Below are 18,720 nucleotides of genomic sequence, written 5' to 3'. Positions count from 1 at the left end.
ATGGCCATGCCGATCCCCTGTTCCGCGCTCCGCCGCACCGCGCTCGTCCTTGCGCTGGTGGCCGGCGGCATGCCGGCTTTCGCCCAGGAATCGGCAAACCAGTCGACAGACCAATCGGCCACTCAGATCGCCAGCAATCAACCTGTAGGCGAGGTTATCTTGATCCCCAACCGGGTCATCTATCCCGGCGAGACCATCGAGCTCGCCGCCCTGAAACAGGTGACCCTCATTGCCGGCAAACACAAGCCGGACGCGGTCGCCACGCGGGCCGAGGAACTCGACGGCAAGGTCGCCAAGCGCACGCTGCTGCCCGGCCGCTACATCCCCTCCGCCGCCATCCGTGAAGCGTGGCTGGTCGAACAGGGCGCGTCCGTGCAGGTCTTCTTCATCGCCGGCGGACTGACGATCTCGGCCACCGCGGTGACTTTGCAGCCGGGTGCTGCCGGCGACCTCGTCAAGGTCCGCAACATCGACAGCGGCAAGATCCTGTCCGGCACGGTGATGGCGGATGGGACCATCCAGGTCAGCGCTTCATGATGCGCGGACTTGCCCTGATACTGGCAGCCGTGCTCGGCTTGCAGCCGGCGCTGGCCGACGGCCTGACGCTCAAGGCCAAGCGCGAGCTCGCCGCCAAGAATGGCGGGGTCTACGACGATCCCGAATACAATCCGGCCACCACCAGCCGCATGTTCCGGGTCTCGTCCGGACCGAGTTCGCTGCCGCCGGGCCAGGTCGCCTCGCGCATCAAGGACATCGCCCAGCTGCAGAGTTCGCGCGACAACCAGCTGGTCGGCTACGGCCTGGTCATCGGGCTTGCCGGATCGGGCGACAGCCTGCGCAACTCGCCGTTCACCGAACAGTCGATCCGCGCCATGCTCGAAAATCTCGGCATCGCCACCGAAGGCGGCAGCGCGCGCGCCAAGAATGTCGCCGCCGTCATCGTCACCGCCAACATGCCGCCCTACGTGCAGTCGGGCGCCCGCATCGACATCGACGTCTCCTCGATGGGCGACGCGACCTCGCTCGCCGGCGGCACGCTGATCATGACGCCCTTGAAGGCGGCGGACGGCGAGATCTATGCCGTCGGCCAGGGCTCGGTCATCGTTTCCGGCTTCACCGCCAAGGGTCAGGCCGAGCAGCTGACGCAAGGCGTGCCGACCTCCGGTCGCGTGCCGAACGGTGCCATCGTCGAGCGCGCGGTGCAGGCCGAGTTCGATGATCAGGCGACGCTGACGCTGCAATTGCGCAATCCCGACTTCTCGACCGCCATTCGCATCGCCGACGCCATCAACGACTATACCAGCCAGCGCTTCGGCATGCGGGTGGCGGCTGAGCGCGATTCCCGCACGGTGCAGATCAGAAGGCCGAAGGGTGTTTCGGCGGCCCGCTTCTATGCCGAGATCGAAAACCTGGTGGTCGAATCCGATACGCCGGCCCGTGTCGTCATCGACGAGCGCACCGGCACCATCGTCATCGGCAACGACGTCAAGATCTCACGGGTCGCCATCAGCCACGGCACGCTCACCGTGCGCATCACCGAGGCGCCACGCGTCGTGCAGCCCGAGCCCTTCTCCAAGGGTGAGACCGCCGTCGAGCCGTTCACCGCCATCGAAGCCAACCGGCCCGATGCCCGCGTCGCCGTGCTTGATGGACCCGATCTCGAAACGCTCGTTTCCGGCCTCAACCGTCTCGGCGTCAAGCCGGACGGTATCATTGCCATTCTGCAGGGCATCAAGTCGGCCGGCGCCCTGCAGGCCGACCTGGTTCTGCAATAGGCGATGCCGATGACGCGCTCCCTCTCACATCATGCAAGACGCCGCCCCGCTGCAATCCTGTTCGCGGTTGTCGCCGCCATGTCCTTTCCCGGCAGCGCCGCACACGGCGAGGAGACGGTTCGGCAGGTCCTGCCGGGCGCACCGGTCGCCGAGGCCCCACAGCAATTGACGCGGGAAAAGGCACCGGACCAAAGCGAGATCGAGCGCTTCTGCTCCAACATCGCCGACGCGGCCCGGGACCGCCGCTATGCCTTGCAGGCGGAAGAGATGAAGCAGCTCCAGGCCGGCATCGACCAGCGCATGAAGGCGCTGGAGGAGAAGCGGGCCGAATACGAGACCTGGCTGAAACGGCGCGAGGTTTTCCTGGCCCGGGCCGAGGACGGCGTCGTCCAGATCTATGCCGGCATGAAGCCCGACGCTGCCGCCGAACGGCTGGCCATCGTCAACGCCGATCTGGCGGCGGCGATCTTGATGAAGCTCGATTCACGCAAGGCGAGCGTCATCCTCAACGAAATGGACCAGAAGGCGGCGGCAACGCTCACCGGCATCATGGCCAGCGCAGCCCGAAGGGTAGATCCGTCATGATCCGCAAAATGCTCCTCCTGTGCGCGGTCGCCGGGCTGTCTGGCTGCGGAACCAATCTGAAGGAGGTCGGCAAGGAGCCGGCCCTGTCCCCGGTCGGCTCCGGCATCGATGGCGGCAACACCTCGTCCCTCTATCGCTATCCCGAAACGCCGCCCGCGCCGGTCCGGAAATTCTCGTTATGGGATGACCGCCAGAGCAGGCTGTTCACCGACCCCCGGGCGCTGTCGCAGGGTGACATCCTGACCGTCAAGATCAAGATCAACGACAGGGCCAACTTCAAGAACCAGAACGACCGGAGCCGCACCGCCAACCGCAAGCTCGGCTACGACCTCAGCGCGCAGTGGGACAAGTGGAGCACCGCTGGCAAGGGCGCTGGCGCTCTCACCTCCACCACGGACACGACCGCCGACGGCGAGATCAAGCGCTCGGAAACCCTGGAGCTCAATGTCGCTGCCATCGTCATCGATGTCCTGCCGAACGGCAATTTGATGATCAAGGGATCGCAGGAAGTGCGCGTCAACGCCGAGCTCAGGGTGCTGACCATCGCCGGCATCGTGCGGCCGGCCGACATCGGCGCCGAGAACACCATCCCCTACGAACGCATCGCCGAAGCACGCATCTCCTACGGCGGACGCGGCCGCATCACCGAGGTCCAGCAACCTGCCTACGGCCAGCAGGTTCTCGACCAGGTTCTTCCGTTCTAGGATTGGGGAACACGGCACCGTGGCAAATGTCGAACAGGTTCAGCCGCGCAAGGGTCCCTCCCTTGCCATCCAGGCTGGCATGCTGCTGATTGTGACGGCGGCGGCCATCGGCATGGGCTGGATGTCCGGCGGCTATCTCAAGGGCGTCGGGTCACCGGCGTCGGTGCCGGTCGCGCCCGAGAACGAAGGCAAGAGCGCACAGCCCGCCACCGCCGAGCAGCCAGGCGCGGGGCCGACGCTCGTCCTGCTGGCGCCGATCACCACCAACATCGCCTCGCCTGCTGATACCTGGATCCGAATGGAGGTGTCCGTCGTCTACGACGGGCCGCAGCCACAGGCAATGTCGGATGACATTCATCAGGATCTGCTGGCCCTGGTGCGCACCTTGAAGATGCATCAGATCGAGGGCGCCAGCGGCTACCAGCACCTGAAGGCCGATCTCGAGGAACGCGCCTCGATCCGCAGCCAGGGCCACGCCAAGCAGATTCTTATCAGGACATTGCTGCTCGAATGAGAAAGTTCCTTCTCGCCACGGCGATGATCGCCGCCGCCACGTCCGTCGCGGCGGCCCAGCAACTCGATCTCGGCGGCATCGGCAAGGCCGACGGCACCACCGTTGGCTACATCATTCAGATGTTCGGCCTGCTGACCGTGCTGTCGGTGGCGCCGGGCCTGCTGATCATGGTGACGAGCTTCACCCGCTTCGTCATCGCCTTCTCGATCCTGCGCGCCGGCATCGGTCTGCAATCGACGCCGGCAAACCTCATTCTCATTTCGCTGTCGCTGTTCATGACCTTCTATGTCATGGCGCCGACCTTCGATCAGGCCTGGAACACCGGCGTCAAGCCGCTGATGGACAACCAGATCACCCAGACCGAAGCCTTCGACAAGATTTCGGATCCCTTCCGCACCTTCATGCTGCGCAATGTGCGCGACAAGGACTTCGACCTCTTCGCCGATCTCGCACGCGAGCGCGGCCAGACTGTTTCGCGCGACACCGTCGACCTACGCATCCTGGTGCCCGCCTTCATGATCTCGGAGATCCGGCGCGGCTTCGAGATCGGCTTCCTGATCGTTTTGCCATTCCTGGTCATCGACCTGATCGTCGCCACCATCACCATGGCGATGGGCATGATGATGCTGCCGCCGACGGTGGTATCGCTGCCATTCAAGATCCTGTTCTTCGTCCTGATCGACGGCTGGAACCTGCTTGTCGGCAGCCTGGTGCGCTCCTTCAACTGATCCCCGGCAACGGATGCTGGCAACGGGTCGCTGCCGCGCCGCTATAGTGCAGAATTTCAAGCAATATATTTTCGATTAACCGTCCGGTTTAGCCCTTTGGTAGGGACTAGCCCGCATATTCGCTCGCAGATGGCGGGTGATCGATTTCGAAGATCATTGGCATGATGCCGCACCGTCATACCGGAAGAGCCGGTATGTCAAAAAAACACGTGTAAGAACAAGGTACGAGTAGCCATGTCCAGCATCATGACGAACAGCGCAGCTTTGACCGCGCTGCAGAGCCTCAACGCCACCAACAAATCCCTCCAGGACACCCAGGCCCGCATTTCGACCGGCTACCGGGTCTCGCAAGCTTCGGACAACGCCGCCTACTGGTCGATCGCCACCACGATGCGCTCCGACAACCAGGCAATGTCCACCGTTTCGGACGCGCTCGGCCTCGGCGCCTCGAAGGTCGATACTGCCTACACCGGCATGAACGCCGCGATCACCACCATCAACTCGATCAAGCAGAAGCTGGTCGCGTCCTACGGCCAGACGGATGCCTCCAAGGAAAAGACCCAGACCGAAATCACCGCTCTTCAGGCGCAGTTGAAGTCCTACGCCGATGGCGCCACCTTCTCCGGCACCAACATGCTTTCGGTGTCCACCGCCACGGGCACGGCCGCCGACGTGAAGATCGTTTCGGCTTTCAACCGTGACTCCGCCGGCGCGGCTTCGATCTCGACGATCGACGTCAACGTGGAAAGCATCAAGCTCTATGACTCCGGTGCCACACCGACCGCGAAGGGCATTCTCGACACGGCCCGCCTCGGCCTCACCGGCGCTGCGGTCGCCACGGCCTCGACTCCGACCCTGGGCGCCGCTGCAGCGGCCACCGACACCTATTCTGTCGCTTCGCTGACCATCTTCTCGGGCGGCACGGCTGCCAGCGATACCCAGATCCAGCAGCAGATGAACGTTGTCGACGCCGCGCTCAAGGACATGACCAACGCCGCCACCACGCTCGGCGCCGCCAAGAGCAGTATCGACCTGCAGAAGACCTTCACCTCGGACTTGATGGACTCCATCGATCGCGGTGTCGGACAGCTCGTCGATGCCGACATGAACAAGGAATCGACCCGTCTGCAGGCCCTGCAGGTCCAGCAGCAGCTCGGCATCCAGGCGCTGTCGATCGCCAATGGCTCGTCGCAGTCGATCCTGTCGCTCTTCCGCGGCTGATCACCTTCGCCTAACCTTAGTTCGCACTAAAACATCGGGCCGCGCCAAAAGCGCGGCCCGATTTGCGTTTGCATGATTTTGCGTTTGCTTGATGCGCGTTTGCAAGGCTCGCGCAACCCTCGTTCCTTAGCTCTCAAAGGCCAGCTTTTAACAGGCTGTTAACCATGCCGCGCTAGTTATGGTTAACCAATAGCTTACGACAGTGGGGAATCGGTCCGACCGGCACGACGCCACCCGTTGAACAGGCCTGTCCGGCATGTCTGAAGCATGTCGGTTTTTGAGAAGGAGCGACTCTCTTGGCGAGCATCATGACAAACGCCGCGGCGTTAACCGCACTTCAGAGCCTCAGCGCCACCAACAAGTCACTCGAACAGACGCAGGCTCGCATATCGACCGGCTACCGGGTCTCGCAGGCCTCGGACAATGCCGCCTACTGGTCGATCGCCACCACGATGCGCTCGGACAACTCGGCCCTGTCGACTGTTCAGGATGCGCTCGGCCTCGGTGCCTCGAAAGTCGATACCGCCTACACCGGCATGAACAACGTGCTGACAACCATCGGCCAGATCAAGACCAAGGTGCTTTCGACCGTAGGCCAGACCGATGCAGCCAAGGCAAAGACCCAGACCGAGATCAAGGCGCTACAGGCGCAGATGAAGTCCTTTGCCGATGCGGCAACCTTCTCCGGCTCGAATTTCCTTGCGGTGACTTCGAAGCAAACTGCCGTCGCCAATGATGGTGTCCAGCCCGACTCCCAGATCGTGTCCTCCTTCAATCGCTCATCGTCCGGCGCGGTCTCGATCGGAACGATCGACATCGATGTCGAGGGCACCAAGCTTTTCGACTACGGCCTTGCCACCGAGGTCAAGAATTACGGCACCCTCGATCGCCAGACTTCCATTTACGCCACGGGAGCCGCCCAGACTCTGTATGACAACGCCTACCAGGCCGCGATCGCCGGCGGATCAACGGACATCGCCGCAAACGCCGCTGGCCAGACGGCGGCGGGAGCGGTCGCCAAGGTCGACAACATTTCGGCCTACAACCTCGACATCACCGCGACCGGCGTAACCGACGACATCATCACGCAGATGGTCACCAGGATGGACAAGGTCATGGCGCAGTTGACCGATTCCGCCACCATCCTCGGTTCGGCCAAGAGCAGTATCGACCTGCAGAAGACCTTCACCCAGAGCCTGATGGACTCCATCGACCGTGGTGTCGGCCAGCTCGTCGATGCCGACATGAACAAGGAATCGACCCGCCTCCAGGCGCTGCAGGTTCAGCAGCAGCTCGGCATCCAGGCGCTGTCGATCGCCAACAGCTCTTCGCAAAGCATCCTGGCGCTGTTCAAGAGCTAATCGCGGGCGCCACCGGCGCGATCCCTACCGCATCCTGATTGACGGGCCGCGCCGCAAGCGCGGCCCGATTTCATTTTCGCACAAGCTTCGAGGACTACTGTTCCGGCGGACAATCATGCTGGGAGTCGTTGAACCGTGCCGGAACAGATCCAGAGCATCATCTCGAATCTCCGCGGGTTTGGCGTGAAGCGCCTCGCCATGCTGGCGGGCATCGCCGTTCTGGTGATGGGCGTTATCGGCATCGCCTCGGTCTATCTCAACCGCCCCGCCTACGACACGCTCTATGTCGGGCTCGACCGCTCCGACGTGAACCAGATCGGCCTGGTGCTGGGCGAAGCCGGCATCGGCTTCGATGTCGGCGCCGACGGAACCTCGGTGCTCGTGCCGGCCGGCACCACGGCGCAGGCCCGCATGCTGCTTGCCGAAAAGGGCCTGCCGACCAGCGCCAATGCCGGCTACGAACTGTTCGACAACGTCGGCTCGCTCGGCCTCACCTCCTTCATGCAGCAGATCACCCGCGTGCGTGCGCTGGAAGGCGAGATCGCCCGCACCATCCAGTCGATAGCCGGCATCAAGGCAGCGCGCGTCCACATCGTCATGTCCGAACGCGCCAATTTTCGCCGCGACGAACAGCAGCCTTCGGCATCGGTGGTCATCCGCTACACCGGCATCGACGCCGAGAAGAGCGCCATGTCGATCCGCCATCTCGTCGCCGCCGCCGTGCCGGGCCTGTCGGCAGACAAGGTGACGGTGCTTGATTCCAACGGCAATCTCCTTGCCGCGGGCGATGATCCTTCCAACACCAGCGCCGCCCGCACGCTCGGCGTCGAGCAAACCGTCGAGGCGCAGATCGGCGACAACATCCGCCGTGCGCTGACAGCCTATCTCGGCCCCGACAACTTCCGCGCCAGCGTCAAGGCCGAGGTCAACACCGACACCCGCCAGACCGAAGAAACCATTTTCGATCCGAATTCCCGCGTCGAGCGCTCGGTGCAGTCGGTGCGGGCAAACGAAAACAACAACCAGAAACAGGCCTCCACCCCGGCCAGCGTCGAGCAGAACCTGCCCGAAGCCCAGGCAACCACCACCGACGGTCCGCAATCCTCTTCGCAAAACGACCGCAAGGAAGAGATCACCAACTACGAGATCAATTCCAAGAAGATCGCCACCGTCTCCAACGGCTACACCGTCACCAAGATGTCGATTGCCGTCGTCGTCAACCAGCAACGCCTGATGACCATCCTCGGCAAGGACGCCACGCCCGAGCAGATTGCCAAGCGCGTCGCCGAAATCCAGAAGGTGGTGACCTCGGCCACCGGCTTCGACGACAAGCGCGGCGACGTCATCGATGTCTCGGCGGTGGAGTTTATCGACGGGCTGGATGGCGAGGCGATCCCGCAGGCCGGCATGCTCGATTCCATCGGCCAGCATGCCGGCACCTTGATCAATGCCGGCGCCTTCATCGTCGTGGTGTTCCTGGTCGCCTTCTTCGGCCTGAGGCCGATGGCGGCAGCGCTGACGGCAAAGGCGACGCCTGCCCTGTCGGGTCCCAGCTACGATGAAGTCCAGCGCTCGCTGCCGACGCCGGAAGCAACCGCAAACACCGAAAGCGCCGTCGGCGCCCTGCCCGGTTCTCGCCCAAGTCCCACACCTCTCGACGATCTTCGCCAGAAGATCAGGCCGGCGCCACAGGATCGGCTTGCCCGGATGGTCGACCTCAACGAGGAGCGCACCGCGCAGATCCTGCGCAAATGGGCCGCCCAGGAAGTCGCGGTGTAAACCATGGCCTCCGCAGCCCTTTTCGACCTTCTGCCTGATTTCGGCACGCGCGCGCAACGCGCCGGCCAGCCCCGCGCCACGGCCGATCCCGAACACACGCCCGAGGCACCGGTGCCGCAAGCCGATATCGGCACGCTGATCGCGGAGGCAGTTGCCCAGGCTGAAGCGGCGCTCGAGGCGCGCCTGTCGGTCGCGCATGAAGCAGCGCTCGAAGCCGAACGCCAGGCCAATGCCGAGGAAGCAAGGGTATTTCTCGAAAGCCTTGGCGACGATGTCGGCAAGGCCGTCTCGTCGCGCATCGATGCCATGGAGGCGCGCGTGACCGGGCTGGTCGCGGCCACCGTCGCCCGCATGATCGGCGGCATCGTCAGCGACGACTTGCAGAAACGCTCAATCGAAGCGCTCGCCAGCGCGATACGCGAAGCGGTCGGCGATGCCGAGGCAGTGCGCATCGCCGTGCGCGGGCCTCTCTCGCTGTTCGAAACACTGAAGGCATCGCTCGGGCCCCGCGCCGCCAATCTCGACTTCATCGAGACGCCAGGCTTCGATCTCACGGTCGCCATCGACGAGGCGGTGTTCGAGACGCGCATGGCCGAATGGTCGACGACACTCTCGGAGGTCCTGGCATGAGCGTCGCCGACGCAGGACAAGTTCATCAGGAGATCATCATCGTTCGCCGTGGTCACGACGACCACGACGAGGGTCACCATGGCGGCGTCTGGAAGATCGCCTTCGCCGACTTCATGACGGCGATGATGTGCTTCTTCCTGGTCATGTGGCTGATCAATGCCGCCAACGAGCAGACCAAGGCTGCCGTCGCCAGCTATTTCAACCCGGTCAAGCTGGTCGACCGCAATTCGAGCCGCAAGGGTCTGGAGGATCTCGGCGACGGTCCGCGCGCGATCGGGACGACGGCCGACAACCCGCAGAAGGCGACCAACAAGGCCGGCCAGGACGGCGATGGCTCGGCGGACCGCAAACAGGAAAAGCAGGAACTCCCGCAGGCGGAACACTCCGACGAGCATCTGTTCGCCGATCCTTACGCGGTGCTTTCTGAAATCGCCACCGACACCGGCGTCATGCAGAACGTCAGCCAGAAGGGCGATGGCGGCGCGCAGGCTGCCGGCCCGGCGACGGGCGCCTCGGGCGGCACGTCCTATCGCGATCCCTTCGAGCCCGATTTCTGGTCGCAGCAGGTGGCGGCGCCCGGGGCCGAAGCCAGTGCCCAGCGTGCCAAAATCGAGGGCGATCCGGTCAAGCCCGGTGACAAGGCCGCCGAAACGCAGGTGCTGAAGGTCGAGGCCGTGCCACCCGTCGCGGCTGCACCGCTCGAGCCGCTAGCAAAGGATGCGACCGGCAAGCAAGCCGCGAACCCCGCCGAGGCAACGGCAAAGGCCGGCGACACCAAGCCAAGCCAGATCAAACCGGGCGAGACCAAACCGGGCGACACCAAAGCCGCGGACGCAGCCGAGTCTGAGGCCGGTGCGCAAGAGGCCGCCAAGCCCGACACCGAAGAAAAGGCGCCAACCGCGGCCGCCGTCAAGGCCGCGGCCGACGTTAAGCGGCAGTTGGCCGATGCTTTCAAGCCCGGCGACAAGCTGCATGACGGCGTCTCGGTGGAAGCCACCGACAAGGGCGTCGTCATCTCGATCACCGACCAGTTCGACTTCGGCATGTTCGAGGTCGGCTCGGCACTGCCCCGCCGCGAACTGGTGCTGGCGATGGAGAAGATCGGCCGCATCGTCAACAGCCAGAAGGGCACCATCAGCATCAACGGCCACACCGATGCTCGGCCCTTCCGCAGCGACAGCTACGACAATTGGCGGCTGTCGACGGCGCGCGCGCATTCCGCCTACTACATGCTCGTGCGCGGTGGCGTCGACGAACGCCGCATCACCGAGGTCGCCGGCTTCGCCGACCGCCAGCCGAAGGACCCGGCCGATCCATTGGCGGCCGTGAACCGCCGCATCGAAATCCTGATGGCGACCGGCGGATGAGGCGGGCGGCCGTCACCAGCCGCTTGATTGGCTTGTTGCTGCTGGCCGGCGGACTTCCGTCGGCCGGCTTCGCCCAGGACGCGCTGCAGCCGTATCAGCTGGTGCGCTCGCTGCAGCTCGTTCAGGACCGCATCGCCGCCGGCGACCATGCCGCCCTGCCGATGCAGGCCAAGCTGCTCGAGATGGCGGATGCGCGCCTGCGCGCGGCAGACGCAGAGGATTTCAAGGATCCCAAGAACTTTCGCGCCCTGCTTGTCTATGGCATGAGCGGCGGCAACCCGGTGACTGTCGAGGCCGCCACGTCGCGCGCCACGACGGACCCGCAAAGCCTTGCCATAGCCAAGGGCGTGATCGACTATCTCAGCGGCCGGCCCGGCGAGGCGATCGAAGCGCTGAAGCCGATCGATCCGATGACGCTGCCTCCCGATCTCGGCGCTTTCCTTGCCCTGGTCAAAGGCTCGCTGCTTGCCGGCGACCAACCGGCAGCGGCGCTCGGTTTGCTCGACGAGGCGAGATTGCTCAGCCCCGGCACGCTGGTCGAGGAAGCAGCACTTCGCCGTTCGGTCGGCATTGCCGTCGCGCAAGGCGATGCGGCACGCTTCGCGCGTGCCTCCACCCAGTATGTCGAGCGCTATCTCTATTCGCCCTATGCCAGCCAGTTCGCCGACTCCTTCGTCTCCGGCGTCATCGCGCTGCATATGTCGATCAGCCAGGACAAGCTGGCCGACATCACCTCGATGATGGATCCAGAGCGCGAGAAGGTCATCTACCTGCGCATCGCCCGCCGCGCCGCGATTGACGGCCTGAACGAACTGTCGGCCTTCGCTTCAGCACGGGCCGAGCAGGGCCGCGACGGCAACACCAACCAGGACGATCCACGCGCCCAGCTCTACGCCAGCCTTTCCACCGTTACCTCGGGCACCATCGAGGACGTGCGCGCCAAGCTCGGCAAGATCGACCGCAGCAAGCTGTCGGAAGGCGACCGCGACTTGCTCGACGCCGCTCAGGCCATTGCCGGCGAGGTCGTCGCGCCGCCCGCCGCCCTTGCTGAGCAAAAGCCCGCCCCGGTTGCAGCCGAGCAACCTCCCCTGCCTCAGACCGCCGCGGCGCAAGGCGTCGACGCGAGCGGGCTGCCACCGGTCGAAGGCGCAATCGCCGAGCAACCGGCGGTCACCGCGGCCGCCGGCGGTCCAGCCCCGAATGCGCCGGACACGCCGGTAGTTGCGGCCGCGGCTGCCGATGCGGCGACTGTTGTGCCGGCGTCGGCACCGTTGCCCGCGGCCAGTCCCGAGCCCGCCGACCCGACCGATGCCGCCATGACCAGAACACGTCGACAGCTCGACCTGATCGACCAAATGCTTGGAGCCGCCCCCAAATGACCACCAGCCTAGGCTCGGCCTTACCAGGATTTGCCGCCACGCGCGCGTCGCCGGAGCAACCGGCTGCGAACGGCAAGAAAGATCACGCCGGCTTCGGCAAGATGCTGCGCGGCCAGGCCAGTCCTGCCCACCCGGAACGGCAAACGACAACAGAAACGGGATCGCGCGAGCAGCGCTGGGCCAAACTCGCAGCTAGCCTTGCCGGGCATGATGGCAAGGCCGAGCCGACATCGGCCGCTCCCGGAAAAGTCGTCTCGGCCAAAATACCGACTGTGAAAATCAGCAAGGACGACCTGGAAGCAAAGTCGCACGAGGACGAGGACGACGCCAAAGAGACGGCGCCGGATGTGGATGCGGTGCCGCTTGACGACCATCTGCCGCTGCTGATCGCGTTTCATGACCTGCGCCATTTCTCGACATCGGCCAAGGCAACCGGACGCGACGCGGCTAGTGGCGAGAGCCCGCCGGAGCCGGCGCTTGAAGCGCAGGCGCCGCTGCCAAGGACCTATCGGTCGAAGTCCACGGCCGGAAACGAAGTCCTCGAAACCCTGTCGAAGCCGGAGCAGGCGTCGATCGTCGACGGGCCTTTGACTGAGCTTGACGGCCCGCCGCCCAGCGCTGCCGGCGTTGCCTCGAGCGCCCCCAAACGCGACAACATCGTGGCGGCCCAGAAGCTGCCGGACGGCACAACCGCCGATGTGCCCGGCGTGCAGTCGAAGCACCCCGCACCGGCGCTGAAAAGCATCGAGGATGTGCAGTCCTCGCTACGACCGGAAGCGGGAAAACAGTCCCTGTCCGCCGTCCGCATCGACGTCGTGGCCGAACAGAGCTTCCCCGCGCCGCCGCAGAGCCTCATCAGCCAGGCAGCCCTCAATGTGATCAGCGCCATAGCCACCGATGGCGGCCCGCAAAAGGCGCTTTCTGCCCCATCCGCGGCCGCCCAGCTGGCCAACTCTGTTGCCGTTCCGACACATGTGCTGAAGATCGAACTTCACCCCGCCGAACTCGGCATGGTGACGGCCCACCTTCGCCTCTCCGGAGAACAACTTTCGATTGAATTGAAGCCAGAAACACACGACGCTTATCGCCGGCTGTCCGCCGACAGCGAGGCCATCGTCAAGTCGCTGCGCGGGCTCGGTTTCGAGGTTGATAAGGTCACGATCATACAACCTTCGGTAGCGGTTCCTGCCGCAATCCGCGCCGATGCGGCCGCCCCTTTGCCAACGGCGTCAGGCCGCGACCCGTCATCCTTCCAACCTGGAAACCCGGGCGCCGGCAATGGTGGAGCGGGTGGTCAGCAACCGGGTCAGCAATCCGCAGGAAACCGCAATGATGACGCGCAGGACTACGGCCGCGGTACTCAGCCTTCTCGCGAGCGCGCTAGCGGCGATATGTTCATCTAGCGTCGCGACTGCCGCCGCTGCCGCCACCAACCCTTGCGAGCCGGAGATCCTGCGCGCCGCCGACCGCTATGGCGTGCCGGCCGGCATCCTTTATGCCGTTGGTTTGACAGAGACCGGCAACAAGGGCAGCCTTCAACCCAACGCCTTGAATATAGAGGGAAAAGTGGTCTTTCCGAGAAGCCGGACCGAGGCCCTTGCTGCGTTCGCCAATGCCCGGCGCGAGGGCAAGACGCTCATCGATCTGGGTTGCATGCAGATCAACCATCACTACCACGCGTCGCATTTTCGCAGCGTCGAGGACATGCTCGATCCGCGTCAGAACGTCGACTATGCGGCGCGCTTCCTGGCCAGCCTCCATGCCCGTCACGAGACATGGTCGATGGCCGTCGCCCGCTATCACGCCGGTCCCGACAACGATCCGGCGCAGAAGATCTATGTCTGCCGTGTCATTGCCAACATGGTCGCCACCGGCTTCGGAAAATGGACCGCGAACGCCCGCGGTTTCTGCAACCCATAGACGCATTACGGTTTTTCGAGCATCCGAGACGTGCCACCCTGGAGTTGCGGCTTCAGGTGGCCGATAGCTGCCACGCCGACATATCTGGACGCGCGCTAATGCAACCGGCGCGATTCCCGACTCCCAAGAAACTAGCTACAAGAAATGACGGTTGTTCAGGATTCTCACCACCGGATACCCCTTTTCTCACGGGGCAAATGATTTGATTCGGAGGCGGGCCGATGATTGTAATCGTTGACGAGCGAGAGCTCGTAACAGAGGGATACAATTCACTTTTCGATCGTGAGGGTGTCGCCTGTGCAGGCTTCGCGCCAGGCGAGTTCGGCGAGTGGGTAAGCTCGGCGGCCGACACCGACCTGAGGTCGGTCCGAGCCTTCCTCATCGGCGACTGCCGCGAAGGCTCGATCTCTCCCCGGCAGATCCGCGACCGCACCGGCGCACCGGTCATCGCCCTGAGCGAACAGCACTCGCTGGAGAACACGCTGCGGTTGTTCGAGAGCGGCGTCGACGACGTCATACGCAAGCCCGTCCATATCCGCGAGATCCTGGCCCGCATCACCGCCATCCGCCGCCGCGCCCTGGAAGACGTCGCCTACACCGAGATCGGCGCCATGCGCATCTTCATGGACGGCCGCGACCCCGAGATCGACGGCCAGCCTTTGCCCTTGCCGCGCCGTGAGCGCCGCATCCTCGAATATCTGGCGAGCAATCGCGGGCGCCGAGTCACCAAGACCCAGGTTTTCAACGCCATCTACGGCATCTTCGACGAAGAGGTCGAGGAGAACGTGGTTGAAAGCCACATAAGCAAATTGCGCAAGAAGCTGCGAGAGAAACTGGGCACCGACCCGATCGATTCCAAGCGCTTCCTTGGCTACCGGCTCGTCTTCTGATGCCGCGCCGCGCCAGCTTCGCGCAAGACAACACACGTAGCCTTGTAGCCAGTGGCATGCACATTGGGGAGACGTTTCGATGAGCCTCTACGGAATGATGCGGACCGGCGTTTCCGGCATGAATGCACAGGCAAACCGGCTGTCCGCCGTGGCCGACAACATCGCCAACTCCGACACCACCGGCTACAAACGCTCCTCCGCCGAGTTTTCGACGCTGGTCATGCCAAGCACCGGCGGCGCCTACAATTCCGGCGGCATCACCACGACGATCCGGCAGGCAGTCAGCGATCCGGGCGTGCTTCAGTACACGACCTCGGTCTCCGACCTTGCCGTCAACGGCGACGGTTTCTTCGTCGTCCAGGATCCGAGCGGAACACCTTTCCTGACACGAGCCGGCGCCTTCGTTCCCGATGCGGAAGGCAGGCTGGTCAACGCGGCCGGCTTCCAGCTGATGGCCTACAGCTATGCCAACGGCGTGCCGGCGGCGACAGTGAACGGCTTCGAGGGACTGACCCCGGTCGTCATCTCTGACCAGGGGATGACGGCAACGCCGAGCACCGAGGGTAGTTACAGCGGCAACCTGCCGGCTGGCGCGACGCCGGTCGCCGCCGGCAGTCTGCCCACCACCAACGCCGCGGGCGCTCAGTACACCTCGAAATCCTCGATGGTCGCCTACGACAATCTCGGCAACAAGAAGCTGCTTGACGTCTATTACACCAACACCGGCACCGGCACCTGGCAGGTGTCGGTCTTCGATCAGTCGAAGGCCACCGCCGGGACGTCGTTCCCCTACACCGGCGGCGCATTGGGCTCGGCCAACCTGACCTTCGACACCACCACGGGCAAGCTCACCGGCGCCGTCACCAGCGTCGGCCTGACGGTACCCAATGGCGCGGCCTTTTCGCTGGATCTGTCGGCATTGACCCAGCTCGGCACCGGCTTCACCGTTTCCGATGCCCAGGTCAACGGCAACGCGCCGAGCACCATCGACAAGATCCAGATCAGCAAGGACGGCACCATCTCGGCGCAGTACAAGGACGGCTCCACCAAGCCGCTCTACAAGATTCCGCTGGCCGATGTGCAGAGCCCGGACCAGCTCACCGCGCTGCCCGGCAACGTCTACGCACAGGGCACCGAATCCGGCGCGGTCCGGATCGGCTTTGCCAATGAAGGCAAGGCCGGCTCGATCATCTCCGGCGCACTCGAGAATTCCAATGTCGATATCGCCGAAGAACTGACCAACATGATCGCGGCGCAGCGCAGCTACACCGCCAATTCGAAAGTCTTCCAGACCGGTTCCGATCTGATGGACGTCCTTGTCAACCTGAAGAGATAAAACGGGCTCCGCCCGTGAAAGACCCGCATGTCGCTGTCCACTGCACTGAGCATCGCCCAGTCGGCGCTTATGAACACCGCGCGGCAGACCAGCGTTGTCTCGCGCAACGTCGCCGACGCCTCCAATCCGGACTATTCGCGTCGCCAGGCCGTTGTCACCAGCACGGCGCCGGGCGCGCGTTCGGTTGATATCCAGCGCGCCACCAACGACCTGCTGTTCCGCCAGAACCTCAGCGCGCTGTCGGCCTGGAGCGGCCAGAGCGCGCTGTACAGCGGCATGGATCAGCTGGGCGTTGCGGTCAATGGCGTCGACAATGCGTCCTCGCCCTCGACCGCGATCGGCAATCTGCAGCAGGCGCTGCAGCTCTACGCCACCTCGCCGTCCAACCAGAACCTCGGCGCCAGCGTCATCGACGCCGCCAAGCAGGTTGTGCGCTCGCTGAATGAGGGCTCCAAGGCGGTCCAGGATTTCCGCACCCAGACCGACGGCCAGATCGCCACGGCGGTCGACGACCTCAACTCGCTGCTCAGCCAGTTCCAGGATGCCAACACGGCGGTCATATCCGGAACCCGTTCCGGCACCGATGTTTCCGATGCGCTCGACCAGCGCGACGCGCTCTTGAAGAAGATTTCGGACTATGTGCCGGTCTCGACCTTTACGCGTGGCGACAATGACATGGTCATCACCACCGGCGACGGCACGACGCTGTTCGAAACCATACCGCGCACGGTCACCTTCGCGGCGTCGTCCGGCTACACCGCCGGTGCCGCCGGCAATGCGGTCTATATCGACAATGTGCCGATTTCGGCGGGAGCCGGTGGCAACACCAGCGCCAGCGGCAAGCTTGCCGGCCTGCTGCAATTGCGCGACGGCGTCGCCTCGACCATGCAGAGCCAGCTCGACGAGACCGCGCGCGGCCTGATCACCGCCTTTGCCGAAACCGCGCCCGCGATGCCCAATGCCGCCGGCCTGTTCACCTGGTCGGGCGCGCCAGCCGTGCCGGCAGCGGGCACGCTGGTCAACGGCCTTGCCGCTTCCATCAGCGTCAATGCGGCGATGGACCCGAGCACCGGAGGCAATCCGACGCTGCTGCGCGATGGCGGCGCCAATGGTGCTGCCTATGTCGCCAACACCGGCGGCGGCGCGTCCTACTCCAGCCTTCTGGTTGCCTATGGCGACCGGCTCGACCAGCCACTGACCTTCGACCCTGCCGCCGGGATCTCGGCGACGTCCAGCGTTTCCGACTACGCGGCCAATTCGATAGGCTGGTTCGAGGGCGTGCGCCAGCAAGCTTCGACCGCCTCCGACGCCAAGGAAGCATTGGCATCGCGCAGTGCCGAGGCGCTGTCGAACGCGACCGGCGTCAATGTCGACCAGGAGATGTCGCTGCTCCTCGACCTCGAACACACCTATCAGGCATCGGCCCGGATGATGAAAACCGTCGACGACATGATGACGGCCTTGCTCAGCGCGGTGGGATAATCCATGACTTCAGTCTCCTCAGCCGCCATGTCGAACGCCATGCGCTACCAGCAGATGCGCATGCAGGCGGATCTCGTCAAAGCCCAGAAGGAGGCCTCGACCGGCAAGGTCGCCGACACCGGCCTGGCCCTCGGCGGGCGCACCGCTCAGTCCGTCACCTTCTCGCGCGATCTCGACCGGCTCAACGTCATCATCGATTCCAACGGTCTGGTCGGCGCCCGGCTGTCCTCGACGCAGACCTCGCTTGGCCAGCTCTCCACCGCCGCGCAGACCTTTCTGTCCGCCCTGACCACCGCGACCTCGAGCGATTCTTCCAACAATCTCACCCAATCCTCGGGCAAGGCGACCATCCAGCAGCTGACCTCGATCCTCAACACCAGCGTCAACGGCGAATATCTGTTCGCCGGCACCAACACCGACGTCAAGCCGATCAACGACTTCACCGCCGCCGGCTCCACCGCCAAGGCGGCGTTCGACGCCGCCTTCGTCGCCAATTTCGGTTTCACCCAGGACGACCCGGCCGCGGCCAACATCACCGCTGCCCAGATGGACGACTTCATCACCAACGATGTCACGCCGCAGTTCATGGGCCCAGGCTGGCAAGGCACCTGGTCGAACGCTACCGACCAGCAGATCGTCAGCCGCATCGCCCTCAACGAGACCACGCCGACCTCGACCAGTGCCAACAGCGCTGGCATCCAGAAGCTTGCCATGGCGGCAGCCTTGGTCACCGGCCTGATGTCCAGCAACATCAGCCAGGCCGCGAAGAATACGGTCGTCAGCCGCTCGACGTCGCTGGTCGGCGAAGCGCTGAGCGGCATTGGCCAGATTCAATCCGAGACCGGCATCGTCCAGAAGCGGGTTTCCGATGCGAACGACCGCATGAAAACGCAGGTCGATCTTTTCGAACGGCACATTCTCGATCTGGAAGGCGTCGATCCGGCCGAAGCCGCGACCCGCGTCGCCGACCTGACACAGCACATCGAAACGTCCTTCGCGCTGACCGCACGCCTGCAGCAGCTCAGCCTGTTGAATTACCTGACCTGACA

18 protein-coding genes are annotated in these 18,720 nt (G+C 64.3%); all 18 read left to right on the top strand.

Features of this window, described 5'->3' with window-relative positions; genetic code table 11:
• The gene (gene flgA / locus AC1RZR_RS11560) at positions 1-537 is read left to right on the top strand and encodes a flagellar basal body P-ring formation chaperone FlgA (protein WP_477277518.1); all 537 of its coding nucleotides are present in this window, start codon (positions 1-3) and stop codon (positions 535-537) included.
• Positions 534-1,775 (top strand): flagellar basal body P-ring protein FlgI, encoded by a 1,242-nt coding sequence (locus AC1RZR_RS11555; RefSeq protein WP_477277520.1) that lies wholly within the window; start codon positions 534-536, stop codon positions 1,773-1,775. Before flgA ends, AC1RZR_RS11555 begins: the two co-directional genes overlap by 4 nt.
• A 3-nt stretch (positions 1,776-1,778) precedes the next feature.
• Positions 1,779-2,360, top strand: a complete 582-nt coding sequence (locus AC1RZR_RS11550) for a MotE family protein (RefSeq protein ID WP_481828544.1) — start codon at positions 1,779-1,781, stop codon at positions 2,358-2,360.
• A complete protein-coding gene (flgH, locus tag AC1RZR_RS11545) occupies positions 2,357-3,064 on the top strand; it encodes a flagellar basal body L-ring protein FlgH (RefSeq protein ID WP_477277523.1) in 708 nt (235 codons plus the stop codon). Before AC1RZR_RS11550 ends, flgH begins: the two co-directional genes overlap by 4 nt.
• A 19-nt stretch (positions 3,065-3,083) precedes the next feature.
• A complete protein-coding gene (locus AC1RZR_RS11540) occupies positions 3,084-3,578 on the top strand; it encodes a flagellar basal body-associated FliL family protein (RefSeq protein ID WP_477277525.1) in 495 nt (164 codons plus the stop codon).
• Positions 3,575-4,306 carry a flagellar type III secretion system pore protein FliP gene (gene fliP / locus AC1RZR_RS11535; RefSeq protein ID WP_023810007.1) on the top strand — a complete coding sequence of 244 codons (732 nt, stop codon included), beginning with the start codon at positions 3,575-3,577 and terminating at the stop codon, positions 4,304-4,306. Before AC1RZR_RS11540 ends, fliP begins: the two co-directional genes overlap by 4 nt.
• A 234-nt stretch (positions 4,307-4,540) precedes the next feature.
• The gene (locus tag AC1RZR_RS11530; protein ID WP_477277528.1) at positions 4,541-5,527 is read left to right on the top strand and encodes a flagellin N-terminal helical domain-containing protein; all 987 of its coding nucleotides are present in this window, start codon (positions 4,541-4,543) and stop codon (positions 5,525-5,527) included.
• Positions 5,528-5,823: 296 nt separating this feature from the next.
• Positions 5,824-6,888 (top strand): flagellin N-terminal helical domain-containing protein, encoded by a 1,065-nt coding sequence (locus AC1RZR_RS11525; RefSeq protein WP_477277530.1) that lies wholly within the window; start codon positions 5,824-5,826, stop codon positions 6,886-6,888.
• A 135-nt stretch (positions 6,889-7,023) separates the two neighbouring features.
• Positions 7,024-8,667 (top strand): flagellar basal-body MS-ring/collar protein FliF, encoded by a 1,644-nt coding sequence (gene fliF / locus AC1RZR_RS11520; RefSeq protein ID WP_477277532.1) that lies wholly within the window; start codon positions 7,024-7,026, stop codon positions 8,665-8,667.
• A gap of 3 nt (positions 8,668-8,670) precedes the next feature.
• The gene (locus AC1RZR_RS11515) at positions 8,671-9,297 is read left to right on the top strand and encodes a hypothetical protein (protein WP_477277534.1); all 627 of its coding nucleotides are present in this window, start codon (positions 8,671-8,673) and stop codon (positions 9,295-9,297) included.
• Positions 9,294-10,664, top strand: a complete 1,371-nt coding sequence (locus AC1RZR_RS11510; RefSeq protein WP_481828543.1) for a MotB family protein — start codon at positions 9,294-9,296, stop codon at positions 10,662-10,664. Before AC1RZR_RS11515 ends, AC1RZR_RS11510 begins: the two co-directional genes overlap by 4 nt.
• A complete protein-coding gene (locus AC1RZR_RS11505) occupies positions 10,661-12,043 on the top strand; it encodes a chemotaxis protein MotC (RefSeq protein WP_477277538.1) in 1,383 nt (460 codons plus the stop codon). Before AC1RZR_RS11510 ends, AC1RZR_RS11505 begins: the two co-directional genes overlap by 4 nt.
• Positions 12,040-13,446: a flagellar hook-length control protein FliK gene (fliK, locus tag AC1RZR_RS11500; RefSeq protein WP_481828542.1), complete on the top strand. Its 1,407-nt coding sequence runs from the start codon at positions 12,040-12,042 to the stop codon at positions 13,444-13,446. The genes AC1RZR_RS11505 and fliK overlap by 4 nt, the downstream gene beginning before the upstream one ends.
• Positions 13,376-13,963: a transglycosylase SLT domain-containing protein gene (locus AC1RZR_RS11495; protein WP_477278141.1), complete on the top strand. Its 588-nt coding sequence runs from the start codon at positions 13,376-13,378 to the stop codon at positions 13,961-13,963. Before fliK ends, AC1RZR_RS11495 begins: the two co-directional genes overlap by 71 nt.
• 221 nt (positions 13,964-14,184) lie before the next feature.
• Entirely contained in the window at positions 14,185-14,853 is a 669-nt protein-coding gene (locus tag AC1RZR_RS11490; RefSeq protein WP_477277542.1) for a response regulator transcription factor, read from the top strand.
• A gap of 79 nt (positions 14,854-14,932) precedes the next feature.
• The gene (locus AC1RZR_RS11485; protein ID WP_477277544.1) at positions 14,933-16,189 is read left to right on the top strand and encodes a flagellar hook protein FlgE; all 1,257 of its coding nucleotides are present in this window, start codon (positions 14,933-14,935) and stop codon (positions 16,187-16,189) included.
• 27 nt (positions 16,190-16,216) lie between these two features.
• On the top strand, positions 16,217-17,671 hold the full coding sequence (flgK, locus tag AC1RZR_RS11480; RefSeq protein ID WP_477277546.1) for a flagellar hook-associated protein FlgK: 1,455 nt from the start codon (positions 16,217-16,219) through the stop codon (positions 17,669-17,671).
• Positions 17,672-17,674: 3 nt separating this feature from the next.
• On the top strand, positions 17,675-18,718 hold the full coding sequence (locus AC1RZR_RS11475; RefSeq protein ID WP_477277548.1) for a flagellar hook-associated family protein: 1,044 nt from the start codon (positions 17,675-17,677) through the stop codon (positions 18,716-18,718).
• Positions 18,719-18,720 lie beyond the last annotated feature (2 nt).

It is taken from the genome of Mesorhizobium bavaricum, from assembly GCF_056781655.1.
The sequence above is the reverse complement of the archived record's forward strand: the minus strand, read 5'-3'. Positions and strand labels throughout refer to the sequence as shown.

What these genes read in the sequence shown, in the direction of transcription:
- fliP (WP_023810007.1), top strand. Translation starts at nt 3,575, where the DNA reads ATGAGAAAGTTCCTTCTCGCCACGGCGATGATCGCCGCCGCCACGTCC.
- AC1RZR_RS11510 (WP_481828543.1), top strand. Translation starts at nt 9,294, where the DNA reads ATGAGCGTCGCCGACGCAGGACAAGTTCATCAGGAGATCATCATCGTT.
- AC1RZR_RS11475 (WP_477277548.1), top strand. Translation starts at nt 17,675, where the DNA reads ATGACTTCAGTCTCCTCAGCCGCCATGTCGAACGCCATGCGCTACCAG.
- flgA (WP_477277518.1), top strand. Translation starts at nt 1, where the DNA reads ATGGCCATGCCGATCCCCTGTTCCGCGCTCCGCCGCACCGCGCTCGTC.
- AC1RZR_RS11555 (WP_477277520.1), top strand. Translation starts at nt 534, where the DNA reads ATGATGCGCGGACTTGCCCTGATACTGGCAGCCGTGCTCGGCTTGCAG.
- AC1RZR_RS11490 (WP_477277542.1), top strand. Translation starts at nt 14,185, where the DNA reads ATGATTGTAATCGTTGACGAGCGAGAGCTCGTAACAGAGGGATACAAT.
- AC1RZR_RS11485 (WP_477277544.1), top strand. Translation starts at nt 14,933, where the DNA reads ATGAGCCTCTACGGAATGATGCGGACCGGCGTTTCCGGCATGAATGCA.
- fliK (WP_481828542.1), top strand. Translation starts at nt 12,040, where the DNA reads ATGACCACCAGCCTAGGCTCGGCCTTACCAGGATTTGCCGCCACGCGC.
- AC1RZR_RS11550 (WP_481828544.1), top strand. Translation starts at nt 1,779, where the DNA reads ATGCCGATGACGCGCTCCCTCTCACATCATGCAAGACGCCGCCCCGCT.
- AC1RZR_RS11495 (WP_477278141.1), top strand. Translation starts at nt 13,376, where the DNA reads ATGACGCGCAGGACTACGGCCGCGGTACTCAGCCTTCTCGCGAGCGCG.
- AC1RZR_RS11530 (WP_477277528.1), top strand. Translation starts at nt 4,541, where the DNA reads ATGTCCAGCATCATGACGAACAGCGCAGCTTTGACCGCGCTGCAGAGC.
- AC1RZR_RS11515 (WP_477277534.1), top strand. Translation starts at nt 8,671, where the DNA reads ATGGCCTCCGCAGCCCTTTTCGACCTTCTGCCTGATTTCGGCACGCGC.
- flgK (WP_477277546.1), top strand. Translation starts at nt 16,217, where the DNA reads ATGTCGCTGTCCACTGCACTGAGCATCGCCCAGTCGGCGCTTATGAAC.
- AC1RZR_RS11505 (WP_477277538.1), top strand. Translation starts at nt 10,661, where the DNA reads ATGAGGCGGGCGGCCGTCACCAGCCGCTTGATTGGCTTGTTGCTGCTG.
- flgH (WP_477277523.1), top strand. Translation starts at nt 2,357, where the DNA reads ATGATCCGCAAAATGCTCCTCCTGTGCGCGGTCGCCGGGCTGTCTGGC.